The sequence below is a fragment of the Flavobacterium sp. W1B genome (assembly GCF_047344965.1).
Taxonomy (GTDB): Bacteria; Bacteroidota; Bacteroidia; order Flavobacteriales; family Flavobacteriaceae; genus Flavobacterium.
Genome location: NZ_CP178845.1, coordinates 82,834 through 100,303, shown reverse-complemented (window position 1 = coordinate 100,303; position 17,470 = coordinate 82,834). Strand labels below are relative to the sequence as shown.

Below are 17,470 nucleotides of genomic sequence, written 5' to 3'. Positions count from 1 at the left end.
CTACTTTTGTTGTGCCTAATGAGGCTATAACGTTACAATTAGAAAATGGCGATATCCAAATTATAAAAGAGGACGGATCGACTCAGGTAGTTGACGCTAAAGGTAATGTTGTTGGAACTCAAAAAGGAAATCAATTAGTATATACGAATTCTTTAGTAAAAGACACCTTAGTATATAATACGATAAACGTCCCTTATGGAAAACGTTTTGAACTCAAATTATCCGATGGTACCAATGTGCATTTAAATTCAGGAACTTCTTTGAAATATCCCGTGCGATTCATCAAAGGAGAAAGTCGTCAGGTGTTTTTAGATGGAGAAGCTTATTTTGATGTTACTAAGGATGCAAGACATCCTTTTCTTGTTGGTTCAAACGATATGAATGTTAAAGTTTTGGGTACTAAATTCAATGTGACTTCCTATAAGAAAGATGCAAAAACATATACTGTTTTGGTTGAGGGAAGCGTTGCTGCTTATAATAAGCTTCTAGAGAATGAGGAAGTGCTTTTGAAACCGGGTAATCGTGCTTATTTTGAAAACAAGCACTTAAAAACGGAGCTGGTGGATATTAGGAAATATGTGGCTTGGGTTTCGGGAGAGCTAATGTTTATTGATGATTCGTTTGGGGTTATTGCTAATAAGTTAGAGCGAAAATACAATGTTGATATTGTAAATAATTACGATGAGCTGAACGATATTGTTATCACAGCAACTTTTAAAGATGAGAATATTGATCAAGTTTTGAAAACGTTTCAAACTTATAAAGCCTTTAATTATACCGTTAACAATAGAGTAATAACCATAACCAAACCAAAAAATATGTAATAAATTAATTTAACCAAAAAACAAGGAAGGTGCGCCAACACCTTCCATAGTCATTTTAAAAAATGATTTAATCTTAAACTAACAAAATTAAACCAGTGTAAACTTATGAAAAAACAACGAACTAAAGGTGCGTTGATGCGCATTTTGAATAACTCTAACTTAAAGATGAAATTCACACTCTTATTTTTATTTACCAGTCTTTTACAGGTCAATGCATCAAGTAGTTATGGACAGAAAAACAGGGTTACCATGGATGTTAATGGTGTGGCTTTGACAAATGTTTTTCAGATTATTGAAGATCAAACTGATTTTCATTTTTTCTATAACCGCAATGAATTGAATGTTAATCAAAAAATTGATTTAAACGTTGAAAAAAAGCAATTAGTAGACGTTTTAGGAAAACTATTTAATAATACCAATATTTCATACCAAATATTAGGTAATCAAATTGTTCTTAAGAAAGTAGAGAAAAACAAAAGTGAAAATGTTTCTTCTGCTGTTGATCAAAAACAAGTGCAAGGAGTAGTTACTGATAAAGTAGGAATTCCTTTGGTAGGAGTTTCTGTTACGATTGAAGGAACAAAATATGGTGCTTCTACAGATTTTGACGGTAAATTCAAACTGAATGCTGATGCTACAGGAAGAATTTTGCTGTTTTCACATTTGGGATTCCAATCAAGACGTATTGCTTATGCAGGGGAATCTTCGATGAAAATAGTTCTTCAAGAAGAACTTAACGAGCTTGAAGAAGTGGTGCTTGTTGGTTACGGCAAGCAAAAACGTACCGAGTTTTCAGGTGCGGTTTCTTCTATCGATGCCAAAGATATCGTGCAGGCTGCAACTGGAAGCATCGGTTTTGACAGAGCCTTGGGAGGTTTAGTAAAAGGAGTTCAAGTATCTCAAAATACAGGTCGTCCTGGTGCGCCGGTTCGTATAAATATTAGAGGAATTACTTCACCACTATCATCGGGTGGCGGGTTAAATCAACCGTTATTTGTAATTGATGGGGTGCCATTTAATATTGATGCTTTGCAAGGTGCTAATCCATTATCTACTTTGAATCCTAATGATATAGAAAGTTTTGATGTGTTGAAAGATGCTGGAGCTACTTCTATTTACGGTTCTCGTGGAGCCAATGGTGTGATTATCATTAAGACAAAAAGAGGTAAGAAAGGCCAGGCACCAAAAGTGAATTTCTCCTATGCAACTACTTTGGCTCAACCTATAAAGAAAGTTGGAGTTTTGAATTCTAGCCAGTATAAAGAGTACTATAATCTCTTGATGTCTAATAGTGTTAATGCCATGAATAATGGTCAATTAGATCCTTTCTTGTCTTTTGATTTAGCCAATATTGCTAAGGTAGATTTAGATTTTGATACTTTCATGGTGAATTATGATGGTATGAATGACGACTATTTTGGTACGGCAAATACAGATTGGAACAAAGAAGTTTTCAGAAGTATGGCGGTAACAAGACAGGCTAATTTAAGTTTGAGTGGAGGTAGTGATAAAAGCAATTATAACTTTAGTTCTTCATTTATAGACCAAGAAGGTTTGACTGTTAATGATAGAATGAAACAGTATAATTTAGGTCTTTCGTTGGATACAGATGTAAATGATTATGTAAAGATGGGAACTTCTGTTAATGTAGGTCATACCGAAGCAAAATCGGGAGAAAATGATATTTCAAATCAGTATACGGTTAATACTTCTATTGCTCGTGCTCGTCCGGATTTGCCTGTAAGAGATGAAAATGGAAAATTATTAGGACAGACTGATTATCAATATGGTTTTATGACTTTTGAGCCTAATCCATTAATGCGTTTGAGTAGTAAAACGAACAACAAAGCCTATAATTTTATTGGTAGTGCCTATATTGAAGTAGAGCCATTAAAAGATTTGAAGATTAAGACAGATGTTAATGCTTCTGTGTTTTACAATAAAAACAGCTCTTTTGTACCAAAAATTGTAGAAACGGATTTTGTCTTTTTTCCTAATGATTCTTACTTGAATGAATCGAATGGATTGGTTTCTAATATTACAACGAATCTAACTGCTAATTATGATTTTAAAATCTCGAACCATAAAATAGGTTTATTGGCGGGTGCAGCTTGGGATAATACAAATTTTAATAATTCAAATCAATTTTACGCAGGTTTTCCTGATGATGAGATCTTAATCAATGCTTCTTCAGCAAGGTCATTAATAGGTTATTCAGGCAATAGATTAGAAACTGGATTGTACTCATTATTCTCTCGTTTGAACTATGGTTACAAAGATTTGTATAATGCCACTTTGAACTTTAGAACAGATACTTCTTCAAAATTTGGTCCAGATAATAAAAGAGGGTATTTCCCATCTTTATCTGCAAGTTGGAATATTTCTAATGAAAACTTTTTACGTAATAGCGATGAAGTAAGTAGTTTAAAAATGAGAGCGAGTGTAGGGAGAGTAGGTTCTACGAATGTTTCTGATTTTGCTTATTTACAGTTTTTTCAAAACCAATCATCTAATATTTACAATGGCGGTTCTGCTATTCTTCCGGATAATAATTTTCCAAATGCGAATATTGGTTGGGAAACTACTGATGAGGTAAACTTAGGTTTGGATTTCGGCTTTTTCAATAACCGACTAAAAGGAAGTTTTGATATCTATGATAGAAAAACAACAGGTGCTTTAGTAAAAACACCTTTGCCTTTAGAATTAGGTCCTAATTCCTATTTTTCAAACTTTATGGATGTTACTAATAAAGGTGTTGAAATCAGTTTGGGTGGTGATATTATCAGAGGTGACGATTTTGTTTGGTCAACTAACGTGAATTGGTCATTTAACAGAAATAAATTACAAAAATTAAACGGTGCCAGCATTAATCCTTTCCAATTGGATTATTTTATTGAAGGTCAGCCAGTAGGTACTATTAAAGGGTATAAAGTGGCAAAAATATTCCAAACTCAAGATGAAGTAGATGCTCTAAATGCAGCTTCACCATCAGGATTCTATGACCAATTTTCAACTGGTGTGGGAGATTTTATGATGGAAGATGTTAATGGAGATGGCGAAATAACAGTTGATGACAGAACTATAATAGGAAATATTCAGCCGGACTTTTTTGGTGGAATTTCAAATACTTTCGCTTACAAGAATTTTAGCCTTAGCGCCTTGTTCCAGTATTCAGTAGGAGCAAAATCAATTTGGAATGCCATTCCTATGGGGACATATAATTCATTAGGAGAAAATAAATATAGCGAATATGCTTTAAATACTTGGACTCCTGAGAATCCGAATGCCCGTTATGCAAAAACGCTTTATTCAGATCCTTCTGCTAATGGAAGAATTTCTGATAGATATGTTTATGATACTTCTTATTTGCGTTTAAAGAGTATGCAGTTCAGTTATAATTTTGATCAAAAATTGTTGAATAAAATTGGATTTGATAGAGCGACGCTTACATTGACAGGAACAAATTTATTGACCTGGACAAAATGGCCTGGAATGGATCCTGAAACTTTCTCGGAAAGAGGAAATATAACAGATCAAATAAGTAATGAAGATCCGTATCCATTAGCTAAGTCATTCTCTTTAGGAATTCAAGTTCAATTTTAAATTTAAAACAGATGAAACAACATATAAGAAAAATTAATACGGTCTTACTTTTTGCAGTAGCAGCAACTATTACTAGTTGTAGTATTGACGATATAAAACCATATAATAAATTAACAACCGAGAATACAGTAAGAGATGAAGCCTCGGCACAGCTCGTTCTTAACGGTGTTTATGATTTAGGTAAAGAGTTTGATGTAAGCTTTTTTCCATTACACTTAGCCGCTTACGGTAATGAGGGACTTCTTACAGGTTCCATAAGTGGTAGTAAAGGATTTAATACTAATGAGGTTCCGGTTGATAATATCTTTTTGGCTAATTTGTATAACGGTCATTATAAGATTATTAATTCCTGTAATTTTTTAATTCAAGAATTAGAAGCAGGTAAGGCTATCGGTATTTCTGATACCAAAAAAGCAGAAATGGTAGGCGAGGCAAAGTTTCAAAGAGCCTTTACTTATTTTAATTTGCTGCGTTATTTTGGAGAATTTTATGACTTAAATTCAACTTATGGAGTAGTGTTAAGAACTAACTTTGCGACTACACTTGAGGCAAAACCAAGAAATACGGTTTTAGAGGTGTACAACCAGATCGAAGAGGATTTACTTTATGCAGCGGCTAATGGTCCTGTTTATATAGATCATTTTTACTCAGGAAGTCTTGCTGCCAAAGCTTTATTATCTAAAGTATATTTATACAAAGGAAACTTTAGCGAAGCAGCAGCCTTAGCAGATGAAGTGATCAATAATGATGAAGGTTATGCTCTAGAAGCTAATTATGCTGATATTTTTTCGAAGAGTTTCAACTCATCAGAGGTTATTTTTGCACCATTTACCGGGCCTGGTAATGAAGGAAAGACCTCAATGGATCAGGTAAACCGAACGTCTTATAGCCAATCATTGAAAAATTTAGCAGATGCCCAAGTTGGAGCTACGAATGATGGTAGTTTAGATGGTCTTGGTTCAGGTTACGATCCTCGTTTTGCTTTTGCTTATGCAGAAACCACTAAAAAATCGAATACCAATGGTAAATACCCATTCTTAAGTACGATTGCATCCCAAGGAAATACGTTGTATCATTTACGTCTTGCTGAAATATATTTGATTAAGGCTGAAGCCGAAGCACGTAAGACAGGAGGAGATCTTGATATTGCATTGGAAAGTCTAAACGAAATTAGAAATCGTGTTGGGGTTACAGAAAAAAACTTTTCTGATAAAGCAACTTTATTAAACGACATTCGTCAAGAGAAATTATTGGAACTTTTCTTTGAAAACGGAGAAGGATGGTTTGATATCGTACGTTATCATTCACTTGGAAATCTTACTGCTTCATCAGTTAAGCCTAGTTTGATATCTACCAATCAGTTTGTATTGCCTATTCCATTGCAAGTTATAGCAGGAAATAAAGCTATTATTCCGAATAAAGGCTATTAAGTCTTTGTGAACTTTTAAATGAGAGTGTAGCAAACAGTAATGAATAAATAAATAATGTATTCCAACTGATTATGCACTCTCATTTTTTTAATCAATTAATCAAAAAAAAATAAAAAAAATGAGAAATTTATCATTGATAGCACTACTGATGGTTTTGCTTTCTTGTCAAAAAGTAATATCACAAAAGGATTATGTGGTTTTACACGGGAAAATTGAAAACCCTATAGAAGGATTAGGAATAAGGCTTTTTGATCCTGTTAGCTCAAAAGCCATTAACATTAAAGTAGCCGTTGACGGAACTTATAGAGATACCATTAAGTTAGACAAACCTGTTTTTTATAATACTTTTTATGATAATTTTTTTGTTTTGTATCTAACTAATGATATGAATTTAGAAATTAATTTTGATGCCAAAAGTATTTCTAAAACGATCACTTTTAAAGGAAAAGGCGTAGAAGAGAACTTGTTCTTAAGAGCCAAAGCTAAATTAGAAGGCGAATTATTTGGAGCTGATTACCACGCATTTTTAAATTTAGATAAAGAAGCATTTGATGCCAAAATGAATAAATTTAAAGCTGATTTTAAAGCTGAATTGGATCAGAAAAAATCAGTTTTTAGTGCTGATTTTGTGACTTCTCAACAAAAAAGATTTGAGGAGTTTAACAATGGTGTAGAAGATGAATACATAAGACAACAAAGAAACAATACCGAATTAGCACCGGGAATGGCTTCGCCAGACTTTAAGAATTATATCAATTATAAAGGCGGAAAATCATCTCTTTCAGATTTCAGAGGAAGTTATGTTTTTATTGATGTATGGGCAACTTGGTGTGGACCATGTAAATATGAAATGCCATATTTAGGGAAATTAGAAAAACAATTTCATGACAAAAACATAAAATTTGTAAGTATATCTGTAGATCGTTTGGCCGATGAAAAAAAATGGCGTGATATGATCAAAGCTCAAGGTTTATCCGGAGTTCAACTTTTAGCTGACAAAGAAATTGAATCTTCATTCATTGCTTCTTATTATATTCAAGGGATTCCGCGTTTTATCATATTAGACAAGGAAGGTAAGATAGTTAATTCTGATTCGCCAAGACCTTCTGAGCCTGAGTTGACTGATATCTTAAATTCTCTAGATATTTAATTATTCGAATGAGATAAGTTAGCTTATTTAAGATTTATTTAAAACCAGAGAATTTAGTTTTTCTGGTTTTAAATAAAATCCGGAGCTAAATTTTTTGGATAGTAATCTACTAAAATCCATTAAAATTTAGTTTCATATAAAATCAAGAAATTTTTATTTCCCATTTGTTAAACGTTAATGTTTGTAAATAAATAATAGTTTTTTATAGAATGCTATTGTATTTGTAACCATTAATTGTTTCAGATCATCTTCCCTTTTAAAATTTATTTTAAAGCTGGGCAGGATTTCTATTGAATGTTTTGTATTAAAAAATAACATATAAACGACCACTTAGGAGTAGATAATAAAGTTCTCAACTAATGAATATTTAGAAGACTTTACTGCAAATAAGAAATTTACCTAAAATTACTATAAAGAAAACATGAAAAATCTATTAATTGTATTATTTCTCTCTTTGGCAGCTTACACTGTTAGCGCACAAGAACTGAAATTGAATGATCCGCTCCCGGTAAATACCCGAATAAAAAAAGGAGTTCTTAAAAATGGTTTGACCTATTATATCTACAAAACAGATGTAGTTAAAAATGTAGCAAGTTATTATATCATTCAAAATGTAGGTTCCGTTTTAGAGAACGATGACCAACAAGGGCTTGCGCATTTTCTGGAACACATGGCTTTTAACGGGACTAAAAATTTTCCTGGAAAAGGCGTTTTAAATACACTTCAGAAACATGGAGCTGTTTTTGCCAAAGACATCAATGCTTATACTGCTTTTGATGAAACAGTTTACAATATGGATAACATTCCTACAAATGTTCCAGGTTTAATTGATACTTCACTATTAATTTTGCATGATTGGGCTGATGGTTTGTCGCTTACAGAAGCTGAAATTGATGCGGAACGTGGCGTAATAAAAGAGGAGTGGAGAACCAGACAAAATGGGTACATGCGACTTTTTAAAAAATCATTGCCAACTATGTTTAATAACACTAAATATGCTGATCGTATGCCGATTGGTCTGATGAGTGTTGTTGATAATTTTAAATACAAGGCATTAAGAGATTTTTACCACGATTGGTATAGAACCGATTTACAAGCAATAGCGGTTGTAGGTGATATTGATGTAGCGGAAATTGAACAAAAAATTGAAAAATTATTTTCTCCAATTCCAGCCATAAAGAATCCGCTGGAAAGAGTGGTAATAGCAATTCCTAATAATAAAGTCATGCTTTATAATTTAGGAATGGATAAAGAAGTAGCTACTTCAAATATTTCTTTTAGCATTAATCAGCCAAAATCATTGAAAGATGAAACGGTTAGCGATTTAAAAGAATTCTTGTTTAGTGGAATGATTTCAAGAATGTTGAATGCTAGACTTAGAGAGATTTCTCAAAAACCAGACGCCCCATTTGTGTCTGCAAGTTCTAGTTATCAAAGTTTGGCAAGAGCCAAAAACAATTTTGGATTGATGATTTCGCCAAAACCAAATATGCAACATGAAGCTTTTAAAACTGCTTTAGAAGAATTAAACAGAGCTGTTAAATTTGGTTTTACCCAATCAGAAATTGATAGAACAATCGCTGTTTTTAACAATATGTACCAAACTAAAATTAGTAAAATTGATCAAACCTCTCATGCTGAAATAGCAAATACAATTCAGAAAAACTATTTAGAAAATGAGGCGATGACTGATACGGCAAAAGAATATGATCTTGTTAAGCTGATTTTCAGTCAGATGACCGCTAAAGATTTACATGATTTCATTAAAAAATTATATACGGCTGAGAATCGCGTTTTAGATGTAACAGGAGTTGAAGGAGAAAAAAATCTTTCTCAAGAAGAGGCTTTAAAATTAATCAAAGAAGTAGAAAATGATACTACTTTGGTTGCTTATGCAGACGAATTTGTTGGAAAAACATTGACTTCTGGTATTGAAATTAAAGCGGGTAAGATTGTTTCGGAAAAAAATAATAAAGAATTAGGATCTACAACATTTGTTTTAAGTAATGGAGTAGTTGTGAACTATAAGTTTAGTGACATCGAAAAGAATAATGTATTATTTGAAGCGGCTAGTTTTGGAGGTAATTCTTTGATAAAAGATGCTGATCTTCCTTCGGCAGCTATGGTGAGTACTTTAGTGAGAATGTCCGGTTTAGGAGACTACAATGCTACAGATTTATCAAAAGTTTTGGCAGGTAAAAATGCAAATTCAAGAGTGGGTATTGCTGATTTAGAAGAAAATATTTCGGGAATGACTACGACAAAAGATATCGAAACGATGTTGCAAATGTTGCATTTACAATTTGTAAAACCTCGATTTGACGAAAACAGCTTTAAAGTTCTTCAAAATAATCTGAATAATAATTTGATTCAAAGAAGAAATGACATCTCTTATAAAATGGAAGATAGCATTACTACAACTTTGTATGGATTTAACAATTCTAAAAAACGATTGTTTGATGAAAATTATATAAAAGACATTTCATTCGAAAAAATAAAATCGATTTATCAGGATCGTTTTAGCAATGCTTCTGATTTTGTGTTTTTTATTACTGGAGATATTTCAAAAGAGGCTCTTAAACCTTTATTAGAAAAATATGTAGCTAGTTTGCCAACAGTTAAGAAAAAAGAAAAATGGCAAGATAATTCGGTTTCATGGTTAAATAAAACCACTAAAAAGGATGTTTTCATGGCAATGGAAGATCCTAAAGCGACTGTGCGTATTGCTTTTAAAAACAATTTTAAATACAGTTTAAAAAATACGTACCTCTTAAAGACTTTCCAGGATATCCTTGAACTTAGATTGACCGAAACCTTAAGAGAGCAAGAAGGTGGTACTTATGGAGCTAGCGTTTTTAGTTCTTTGACTAAAAGACCTAAGCAATTAGCTAGTTTGTACGTTTATTTTGATTGTGATCCTGATAAGGCAGATAAATTAGTTACTATCGTTCACGAAGAAATGAATAAAATTAAAAATGGTACAATCAAGAAAGAGGACTTAAGCAAAGCACTTAGCAGTTATTTAAAGGACTTAAAAGAAGAAAAAAATTATACGGCTTATCAGTTGAATTTGCTTTATGATTACTTTATTGAAGGTTATGATAAAAATGACACTAAAAATAATGTGGATATCATTAATGCAATTACACCACAAGACGTTCAAAAGTTCGTTAATGTAATGATGAATAATGATGTCCAAAGTTTCGAAATTATATTTAAACCTCAAAAATAATTCTAAAAGCATCTTTCGTTACTACTTAGTTTTTTTATAAGTATTTTGAATTAGTACACAAACAACGAAAGGATTTATAGGGTCATTGAAACAATGGCCCTATTTTATTAATGCACAATATATATCATATTCTAATGAAAAAAATAGTTTTACTGTTAGCCTTTATTATAAGTGCTAGCGCTTTTTCACAAATACACAAACCGGTGAAATGGTCTACTTCGGTAGTGGCTGTTTCCGATACCAAGTATGATTTAATAATTCAAGCAACCATTGGGGATGGCTGGCATTTGTATTCTCAAAGTGTTCCCGAGAACGGTCCTATTCCTACAGCTTTTACCTTCAATAAGAATTCTAGTTTTGAGTTGATTGGAAAAACTTCAGAAGAAGTAGGACATACGGTTAATGATCCTATATTTAATATGAAGATTAAGTTTTTTGAAGGCAAAGCCGTTTTTAAACAGCGTATAAATGTACTTTCAAAAACCGCTTTCAAAATCTCGGGAGAAGTGGAGTTTATGGTTTGTAATGATGCGAATTGTTTGCCACCATCCTATGTTGATTTGAATTTTCAAATCCCAGAAACCGCAATGGTTGGCGCTACTAAAGCAAAGGAAGCTGAAAAAACAGAAAATGCACCAACCTTGGTTGTGGCAGAACAAACTGCAATTGATACGCTAGCAAAAGAAGAAATAGCAATTGATTCGGTAGCAAAAACAGAAGTTAAAGCGGTTGCAGTTGAAAAGACGGCTGCTGACAAAGGAGAAAAATCTTCGGATAGAAGTTTGTTGGCCATATTTGTTATCGCTTTCTTTTCCGGATTTGCGGCTTTATTGACGCCATGCGTGTTTCCAATGATTCCAATGACGGTGAGTTTCTTTACCAAACAAAGTAAAAACAGAGCTTCGGGAATCAAAAATGCAATCATTTACGGATTATCAATCGTAATTATTTATGTACTCTTGGGTTCATTGGTCAGCGCCGTTTTTGGAGCTGATGCTTTGAATGCACTTTCTACCAATGTATGGTTTAATGTTATTTTCTTTGTGCTTTTGGTTGTTTTTGCGGTTTCCTTTTTGGGAGCTTTCGAAATTATGCTTCCTAATTCATGGGCAAATAAAGTAGACACAAAAGCGGATAAAGGCGGACTTATCGGGATTTTCTTCATGGCTTTGGCCTTGGCTATCGTTTCTTTTTCTTGTACAGGTCCTATTGTTGGAACCTTATTAGTACAAGCAGCAGCCGGCGGAAATCAAGTTGGACCTATCGTTGGAATGCTTGGTTTTTCATTGGCATTAGCCATACCATTTGCATTATTTGCAGCATTTCCAGGATGGTTAAATTCATTACCAAAATCAGGCGGATGGTTGAATACCGTAAAAGTGGTATTAGGCTTTTTAGAATTGGCTTTAGCGTTTAAATTTTTGTCGAATGCCGATTTGGTTCTGCAATTGCATTTGTTGGAGCGCGAAGTATTCTTAGCGATTTGGATTGCTATTTTTGGTGCTTTGTCTTTCTACCTTTTTGGAAAAATACAATTGCCACACGATTCGCCTTTAACACATATATCTGTTGGAAGATTAAGTTTGGGTTTACTGACATTAACGTTTACGATCTATATGATTCCGGGTTTATGGGGCGCACCTTTAAATTTGATCAGCGCTTTTCCACCGGCGCAACATTACAGTGAATCTCCTTATGGAGTTGGATTTACGCAAGGTGGCGGTGCAGCAGCAGCTACGACAGAAATTCCCGAAGGAGCACATTTGATGGCGCCACATAATATTTTGGCTTTTACGGATTATGATTTGGGAATGGCTTACGCCAAAAAAGTAAACAAGCCGGTTATGCTTGATTTTACCGGTTATGCCTGTGTAAACTGCCGAAAAATGGAGCAACAAGTTTGGCCAAAAGAGCAAATTTTATCCATTCTTAACAATGATGTAGTTCTTATTTCCTTGTATGTTGATGATAAAAGACCACTTCCGGCAGGCGAAGAAATTGAATCTAAGCTAAGACCAGGTAAGAAATTAAAATATGTTGGGCAAAAATGGAGTGAATTTCAAACCATAAAATACAAGGCAAATGCCCAGCCTTTTTATGTGTTGACGGATCATGAAGGAGAAAACTTAATTAATCCCGTTGGTTATACTCCGGATGTGGAAGAATACCACAATTGGTTAAAAACAGGTGTAGCTAACTTTAATAAAAAGTAAGATAAGATTGTTATAATGCACTCTAGTTTTTAAAACTAGAGTGTTTTTTTATTTAAAATAATAAACTAAAATGTTTTGACGATGAGTTTTTTAAAAAATATTTTTTCAAAAGAGTTGGTTCCACTTACTATTGAAAAGCATAGCAAGGTTTCTGAATTAGAACAGTATTTTCAACAATTCAGAGAAAAAATTGTAGGTTTCGATCAAAAATTTCAATCGCCTTATGGCGAAAAAGAAATTATCTATGCTGATTGGACAGCTAGCGGAAGATTATACCGCCCTATAGAAGATAAATTGTTGAATGAATTTGGTCCATTTGTAGCCAATACACATACAGAAACATCAATAACGGGTTCCGTTATGACGATGGCTTACCATGATGCCAGAGAAATAATAAAAAAGCATGTAAATGCTAATTCGGATGATGTTTTGATTACCGAAGGTTCCGGTATGACAGGAGTTGTCAATAAGCTTCAGCGTATTTTAGGATTAAAAGTGTCAGAAAACTTAAAAGCACATACTAACGTTCCGGATGCATTACGACCAATCGTTTTTATTACGCACATGGAACACCACTCCAATCAAACTTCTTGGTTAGAAACCATTGCCGATGTCGAAATAATCCCTTGTGATAAATCAGGATTAATTTGTTTTGACGGTTTCGAAAAACTTTTAATTCATTACAAAAATAGACCTATAAAAATTGCATCGGTGACCGCCTGCTCTAACGTAACGGGAATAAGAACCGATTATCATAAGATTGCTGTTGTCATTCATCAGCATGGTGGACTTTGTTTTGTCGATTTTGCCTGCTCGGCACCTTATGTAGCTATAAATATGCATCCAACGGATAAAGATTCTTATTTAGATGCTATTTTCTTTTCGCCACATAAATTTTTAGGAGGTCCAGGGAGTTCAGGCGTTTTGATTTTTAATAAAAAATTATATAAAAACATAGTGCCAGATAATCCTGGCGGAGGAACCGTAAGTTATACAAATCCATGGGGCGACCACGATTATGTTGACGATATTGAAACCCGCGAAGATGGTGGAACACCCGGTTTTTTGCAGACTATTAAAATTGCGCTTTCAATCCAATTGAAAGAAAAAATGGGGGTAGAAAATATTATAAAGCGTGAACACGAAATAAACGAAATCATTTTCGAAAGACTTTCTAAAATTTCCAACCTAAATATTTTGGCTTCCGAACATACGGATCGACTTGGTATTTTCTCTTTCTTTATAACAGATGCTCATTTTAATTTAATTGTAAAATTACTGAATGATAGATTTGGTGTTCAAACCCGTGGCGGTTGTTCTTGTGCTGGTACCTATGGTCATTTTTTATTAAACGTAGATCAGCAAACTTCAAAAAGTATCGAAAAGAAAATATTAGAGGGTTGTATGGTTGAAAGACCGGGATGGATTCGTATGTCTATTCATCCAACAATGACTAATGCCGAAATTAATTTTGTATGCGATGCCATCAGAGATGTTGCAGAAAACTTCAAAAAATGGGAAGAGGATTACCGTTATGATGCCGATAAGAATGACTACATTCATAACAGTAACATTAATATAGAAAAAGAAATAATTAAAAATTGGTTTAGTTTATAAGGTTTAGTGTGGCGGCTCATTAAGGTAAAATCTAACTATTTTATTTTTTGAGCCGTTTTTATTTATAAATTTTACAATTGTTTTGCTCTAATAATATTGCAAGATTCAACTCTATATTAAGTTGATTGGCTGTTTATTATTGTAAATATATTCAAATATTAGGAGCTTGATTCGAATTGAAATCGAATAGGCGTTATGGCTAGAATTTGTATCGTCTTATTTATTTCTTTATTTTTGAAAGACTATAACTAACAACACCATCTGTGTGAGCAAATTTTCTGTCCCTACTTTATCTATTGGTAATATACTTGGCGAAGATAATTTGGGTATTACCCTGTTCCGCCATAGTGTGAAGGGACGAAATGCGTTTGAACAGCCACACAAGCACGATTTTTACCTTGTTTTTTTTGTTGAAAGCGGTTCAGGAATTCACGATGTAGATTTTACACAATATACTGTAGCTGATAATCAGGTTTATTTTGTGAGACCGGGACAAATACATAACTGGTCACTTAAGGAAGGAACTGCGGGCTTTCAGCTGATGCTTTCTAATGAAATAGTAAATATCTTTTCTAATTTATCCCCGTTTTCTTTTTTTCAACCCAGCTCACCATCCTGTCTTTCTTTAACCCCAAAAGAGTTTGATGAATTTAAAAAACAACTGCACGAAATAGAACTATTGCTTCCACATAATGATGTGGTTATAAAAGAAATAGTTGTTCTCCGTTTGCATTTGCTACTTAAATTATTACAAAAGGATTATTTGATTCAATTTCCCGAAAGTGAAATTGTTATCAAACCTGAAAAATTGATCCAAAAATTCATTGATCTAACGGAGATCCATTTTCATGAAGAATCCTTGGTGAAATTTTATGCCAATAAATTAAATATTACATCTAATTATCTGAATATTCTTTCCCAAAGACATTTAAAGATGCCGGCAGGTGATTTTATAAATGACAGAATCATGCTCGAAGCCAAGCGATTGCTTGTTAGTACTGGTTTATCGATGAAGGAAATTGCGTATCGACTAGGGTATAATGACAATGGCTATTTTAGCAAAGTATTTAAGAAATACACAGGAAAAACTCCGAGTGATTTTAGAGAAAGTTATAATTTTTACCATCCTTATCATTAATAATACAATTCAGTCTTAAATTTCTAATCGATTTTTGTAAATCTTAATAAACGCTATATGTTGCTACGATACATATAGTAATATTGAGAATATTTTTAAGATAAAGAATCATTTTTGTTAATTAAAAAAAGGTTGTGATGAAGAAACAAAACACCAGTAAGCTACTAAGTATACTGACTTTGATTATTATTTTGATATGGAGTTGCTCATCCAAACAACCAGAAATTAAATTAGATAGTATGGACAAAAATATAACGCTCTTTGAAGCTGTTGATAATGGTGATACAGTACTTGTGACAGACCTTTTAAAAGAAAAACCATCTTTAGAGGCGAAAAACAAAGAGGGAAGAACGGCATTGATGCAGGCTGTTTACAAAAGGAATAATGATATTGCCATTTTACTGATCAACGCTGGTGCCGATGTTAATGCGCAAGACGATATGAAAAACAGTCCTTTTTTATATGCAGGAGCAGAAGGTAATTTAGAAATAGTAAAAAAGGCATTGAATCATGGCGCAAATTTTGGTGTATATAACCGTTACGGGGGTACTGCACTGATTCCTGCTGCCGAAAAGGGACATCTGGAAATTGTAAAATTATTGGTGAATACTCCGGGTTTTCCTAAGGATCATATTAATAATCTGGGATGGACAGCATTGTTAGAAGCTGTTTTATTGAGCGATGGAGGCAGGGTTCATATAAATATTGTAGCTGCATTGATTGACGGAGGTTGTAATGTAAACATTGCAGATAAAAATGGAATAACATCATTGATTCATGCCAAAAAACAAGGTTATGTCGAAATGGTAAAATTATTGGAAGAAGCTGGGGCAAAATAACAAAAATATAATAATGGAACAGAACAAGATTAGTAGAAAAAAGTTTTTGGGAATGAGTGCAGCTGCAACAGGTGCAGCTTTATTCTCTGGTATTGGTAGTTCGGCAATGACAAATGATGTGTTGCCAGAGGATAAAAAAACAGCTGATTTGAAGGAATATATTTTAACGAATGTAAGACTGGAAGAAAGTTTTGAATACAATGAAAAAAATGAAGTTGTAGCCACCAAAACCGATTTATACAATTTACATATTGCCGATGGCAAAATTAAAAAGATAGCCAAAGGTAAATTGGACTTAAAATTGAAAACAATTGATGCCAAGGGTTTCTTGATGCTACCAGGATTACGTGATATGCACATACATATCGATAAAACGTATTACGCTGGAAAATGGAACGCTGCGCCAAGAAAAGGATATACCGTAAAAGATATGATTGTGTTAGAGGAAAAAATAATTCCACAATTATTGACAGATTCACAGCATAAAGCGGAGGAAGCGATTAAGCTTATGCAAAGTCAAGGTACATATTTTGCCCGATGCCAAACTAATATTGATCCCGTAAGCGGATTAAAAAGTTTGGAACATTTGTTAGCAGCATTAGAAAAAAACAAAGATAGTTTTGCATGGGAAATTGTGGCTTTTCCGCAACACGGAATTCTATATTCAAAATCAGAGCCTTTGTTAAGAGAAGCTGCAAAAATGGGTGTCGACTTTATTGGAGGTCTTGACCCAACGAGTGTCGACGGGAATTTGGAGAAATCCCTTGATTCTATGTTCCAAATTGCAATTGATAATAATAAAGGAATCGATATTCACTTGCATGAAGGATTACCAACTGGAAAGGCGGCAATTGAATATATTATTAAAAAAACAGAAGAAAATAAGCAGCTACAAGGTAAATCATATATAAGTCATGGTTTTGCACTTGCAAGAATGGAACCAAAGGACTTAGAAAAAATTGCCGAACAAATGGGAGCACTTGGTATTGGTGTTGTTTCTACAATCCCTATCGGACGAACAATAATGCCTATTCCTACTTTGAAGAAATATGGTGTTAAATTAATGACTGGAACAGATAGTATTGTGGATCATTGGCAACCTTTTGGAAATTGTGATATGCTTGAAAAAGCAAAATTATGCGCCCAACTTTACGGATGGACGGATGAGTTTAGTTTAAGTCGCGCTTTACATATTGCAACTACTAACGAAATTTTACCACTGAATGATGCAGGTATTCGCACTTGGCCTCTAGTAGATAATGAAGCCAATTTTATTTTGGTAAAAGCGAGTTGTTCTGCCGAAGCAGTAGCGCGTCTGCCTAAAAGAGAAGGAGTCTTTTATAAAGGGAAATTAATTGCAGGAGAGATGAAGGCATAATAACCGTTTTGAAATTTTCCTGTAATTTGTAACATAATTTAATCAT

The 17,470-nt window shown here is 33.5% G+C and carries 10 protein-coding genes; all 10 read left to right on the top strand.

The genetic code is table 11. The annotated features are described in order from the left end of the window. The first annotated feature begins 11 nt into the window (after positions 1–11). The 10 genes from ACMDB5_RS00385 (at position 12) to ACMDB5_RS00340 (ending at position 17,424) form a co-directional block, all read left to right on the top strand. Positions 12–824, top strand: a complete 813-nt coding sequence (locus ACMDB5_RS00385) for a FecR family protein (protein ID WP_413999065.1) — start codon at positions 12–14, stop codon at positions 822–824. 105 nt (positions 825–929) lie between these two features. Then, entirely contained in the window at positions 930–4,427 is a 3,498-nt protein-coding gene (locus ACMDB5_RS00380; RefSeq protein WP_413999064.1) for a TonB-dependent receptor, read from the top strand. 11 nt (positions 4,428–4,438) lie between these two features. Then, the gene (locus ACMDB5_RS00375; protein WP_413999063.1) at positions 4,439–5,857 is read left to right on the top strand and encodes a RagB/SusD family nutrient uptake outer membrane protein; all 1,419 of its coding nucleotides are present in this window, start codon (positions 4,439–4,441) and stop codon (positions 5,855–5,857) included. Positions 5,858–5,975: 118 nt separating this feature from the next. Continuing rightward, a complete protein-coding gene (locus ACMDB5_RS00370) occupies positions 5,976–7,007 on the top strand; it encodes a TlpA family protein disulfide reductase (RefSeq protein ID WP_413999062.1) in 1,032 nt (343 codons plus the stop codon). A 421-nt stretch (positions 7,008–7,428) separates the two neighbouring features. Beyond that, the gene (locus tag ACMDB5_RS00365) at positions 7,429–10,239 is read left to right on the top strand and encodes a M16 family metallopeptidase (protein WP_413999061.1); all 2,811 of its coding nucleotides are present in this window, start codon (positions 7,429–7,431) and stop codon (positions 10,237–10,239) included. Positions 10,240–10,373: 134 nt separating this feature from the next. After that, positions 10,374–12,452, top strand: coding sequence for a cytochrome c biogenesis protein CcdA (locus tag ACMDB5_RS00360; protein ID WP_413999060.1), 2,079 nt, complete (start codon positions 10,374–10,376; stop codon positions 12,450–12,452). A gap of 81 nt (positions 12,453–12,533) precedes the next feature. Beyond that, a complete protein-coding gene (locus ACMDB5_RS00355; RefSeq protein ID WP_413999059.1) occupies positions 12,534–14,069 on the top strand; it encodes an aminotransferase class V-fold PLP-dependent enzyme in 1,536 nt (511 codons plus the stop codon). Between the two features lie 265 nt (positions 14,070–14,334). Continuing rightward, positions 14,335–15,207 (top strand): AraC family transcriptional regulator, encoded by an 873-nt coding sequence (locus ACMDB5_RS00350; protein WP_413999058.1) that lies wholly within the window; start codon positions 14,335–14,337, stop codon positions 15,205–15,207. Positions 15,208–15,446: 239 nt separating this feature from the next. Beyond that, complete coding sequence (locus tag ACMDB5_RS00345; RefSeq protein WP_413999057.1) at positions 15,447–16,046, top strand: ankyrin repeat domain-containing protein; 600 nt, start codon at positions 15,447–15,449, stop codon at positions 16,044–16,046. A 13-nt stretch (positions 16,047–16,059) separates the two neighbouring features. Beyond that, the gene (locus tag ACMDB5_RS00340; protein WP_413999056.1) at positions 16,060–17,424 is read left to right on the top strand and encodes an amidohydrolase; all 1,365 of its coding nucleotides are present in this window, start codon (positions 16,060–16,062) and stop codon (positions 17,422–17,424) included. Positions 17,425–17,470 lie beyond the last annotated feature (46 nt).

What these genes read in the sequence shown, in the direction of transcription:
- ACMDB5_RS00355 (WP_413999059.1), top strand. Translation starts at nt 12,534, where the DNA reads ATGAGTTTTTTAAAAAATATTTTTTCAAAAGAGTTGGTTCCACTTACT.
- ACMDB5_RS00340 (WP_413999056.1), top strand. Translation starts at nt 16,060, where the DNA reads ATGGAACAGAACAAGATTAGTAGAAAAAAGTTTTTGGGAATGAGTGCA.
- ACMDB5_RS00370 (WP_413999062.1), top strand. Translation starts at nt 5,976, where the DNA reads ATGAGAAATTTATCATTGATAGCACTACTGATGGTTTTGCTTTCTTGT.
- ACMDB5_RS00380 (WP_413999064.1), top strand. Translation starts at nt 930, where the DNA reads ATGAAAAAACAACGAACTAAAGGTGCGTTGATGCGCATTTTGAATAAC.
- ACMDB5_RS00365 (WP_413999061.1), top strand. Translation starts at nt 7,429, where the DNA reads ATGAAAAATCTATTAATTGTATTATTTCTCTCTTTGGCAGCTTACACT.
- ACMDB5_RS00360 (WP_413999060.1), top strand. Translation starts at nt 10,374, where the DNA reads ATGAAAAAAATAGTTTTACTGTTAGCCTTTATTATAAGTGCTAGCGCT.
- ACMDB5_RS00345 (WP_413999057.1), top strand. Translation starts at nt 15,447, where the DNA reads ATGGACAAAAATATAACGCTCTTTGAAGCTGTTGATAATGGTGATACA.
- ACMDB5_RS00375 (WP_413999063.1), top strand. Translation starts at nt 4,439, where the DNA reads ATGAAACAACATATAAGAAAAATTAATACGGTCTTACTTTTTGCAGTA.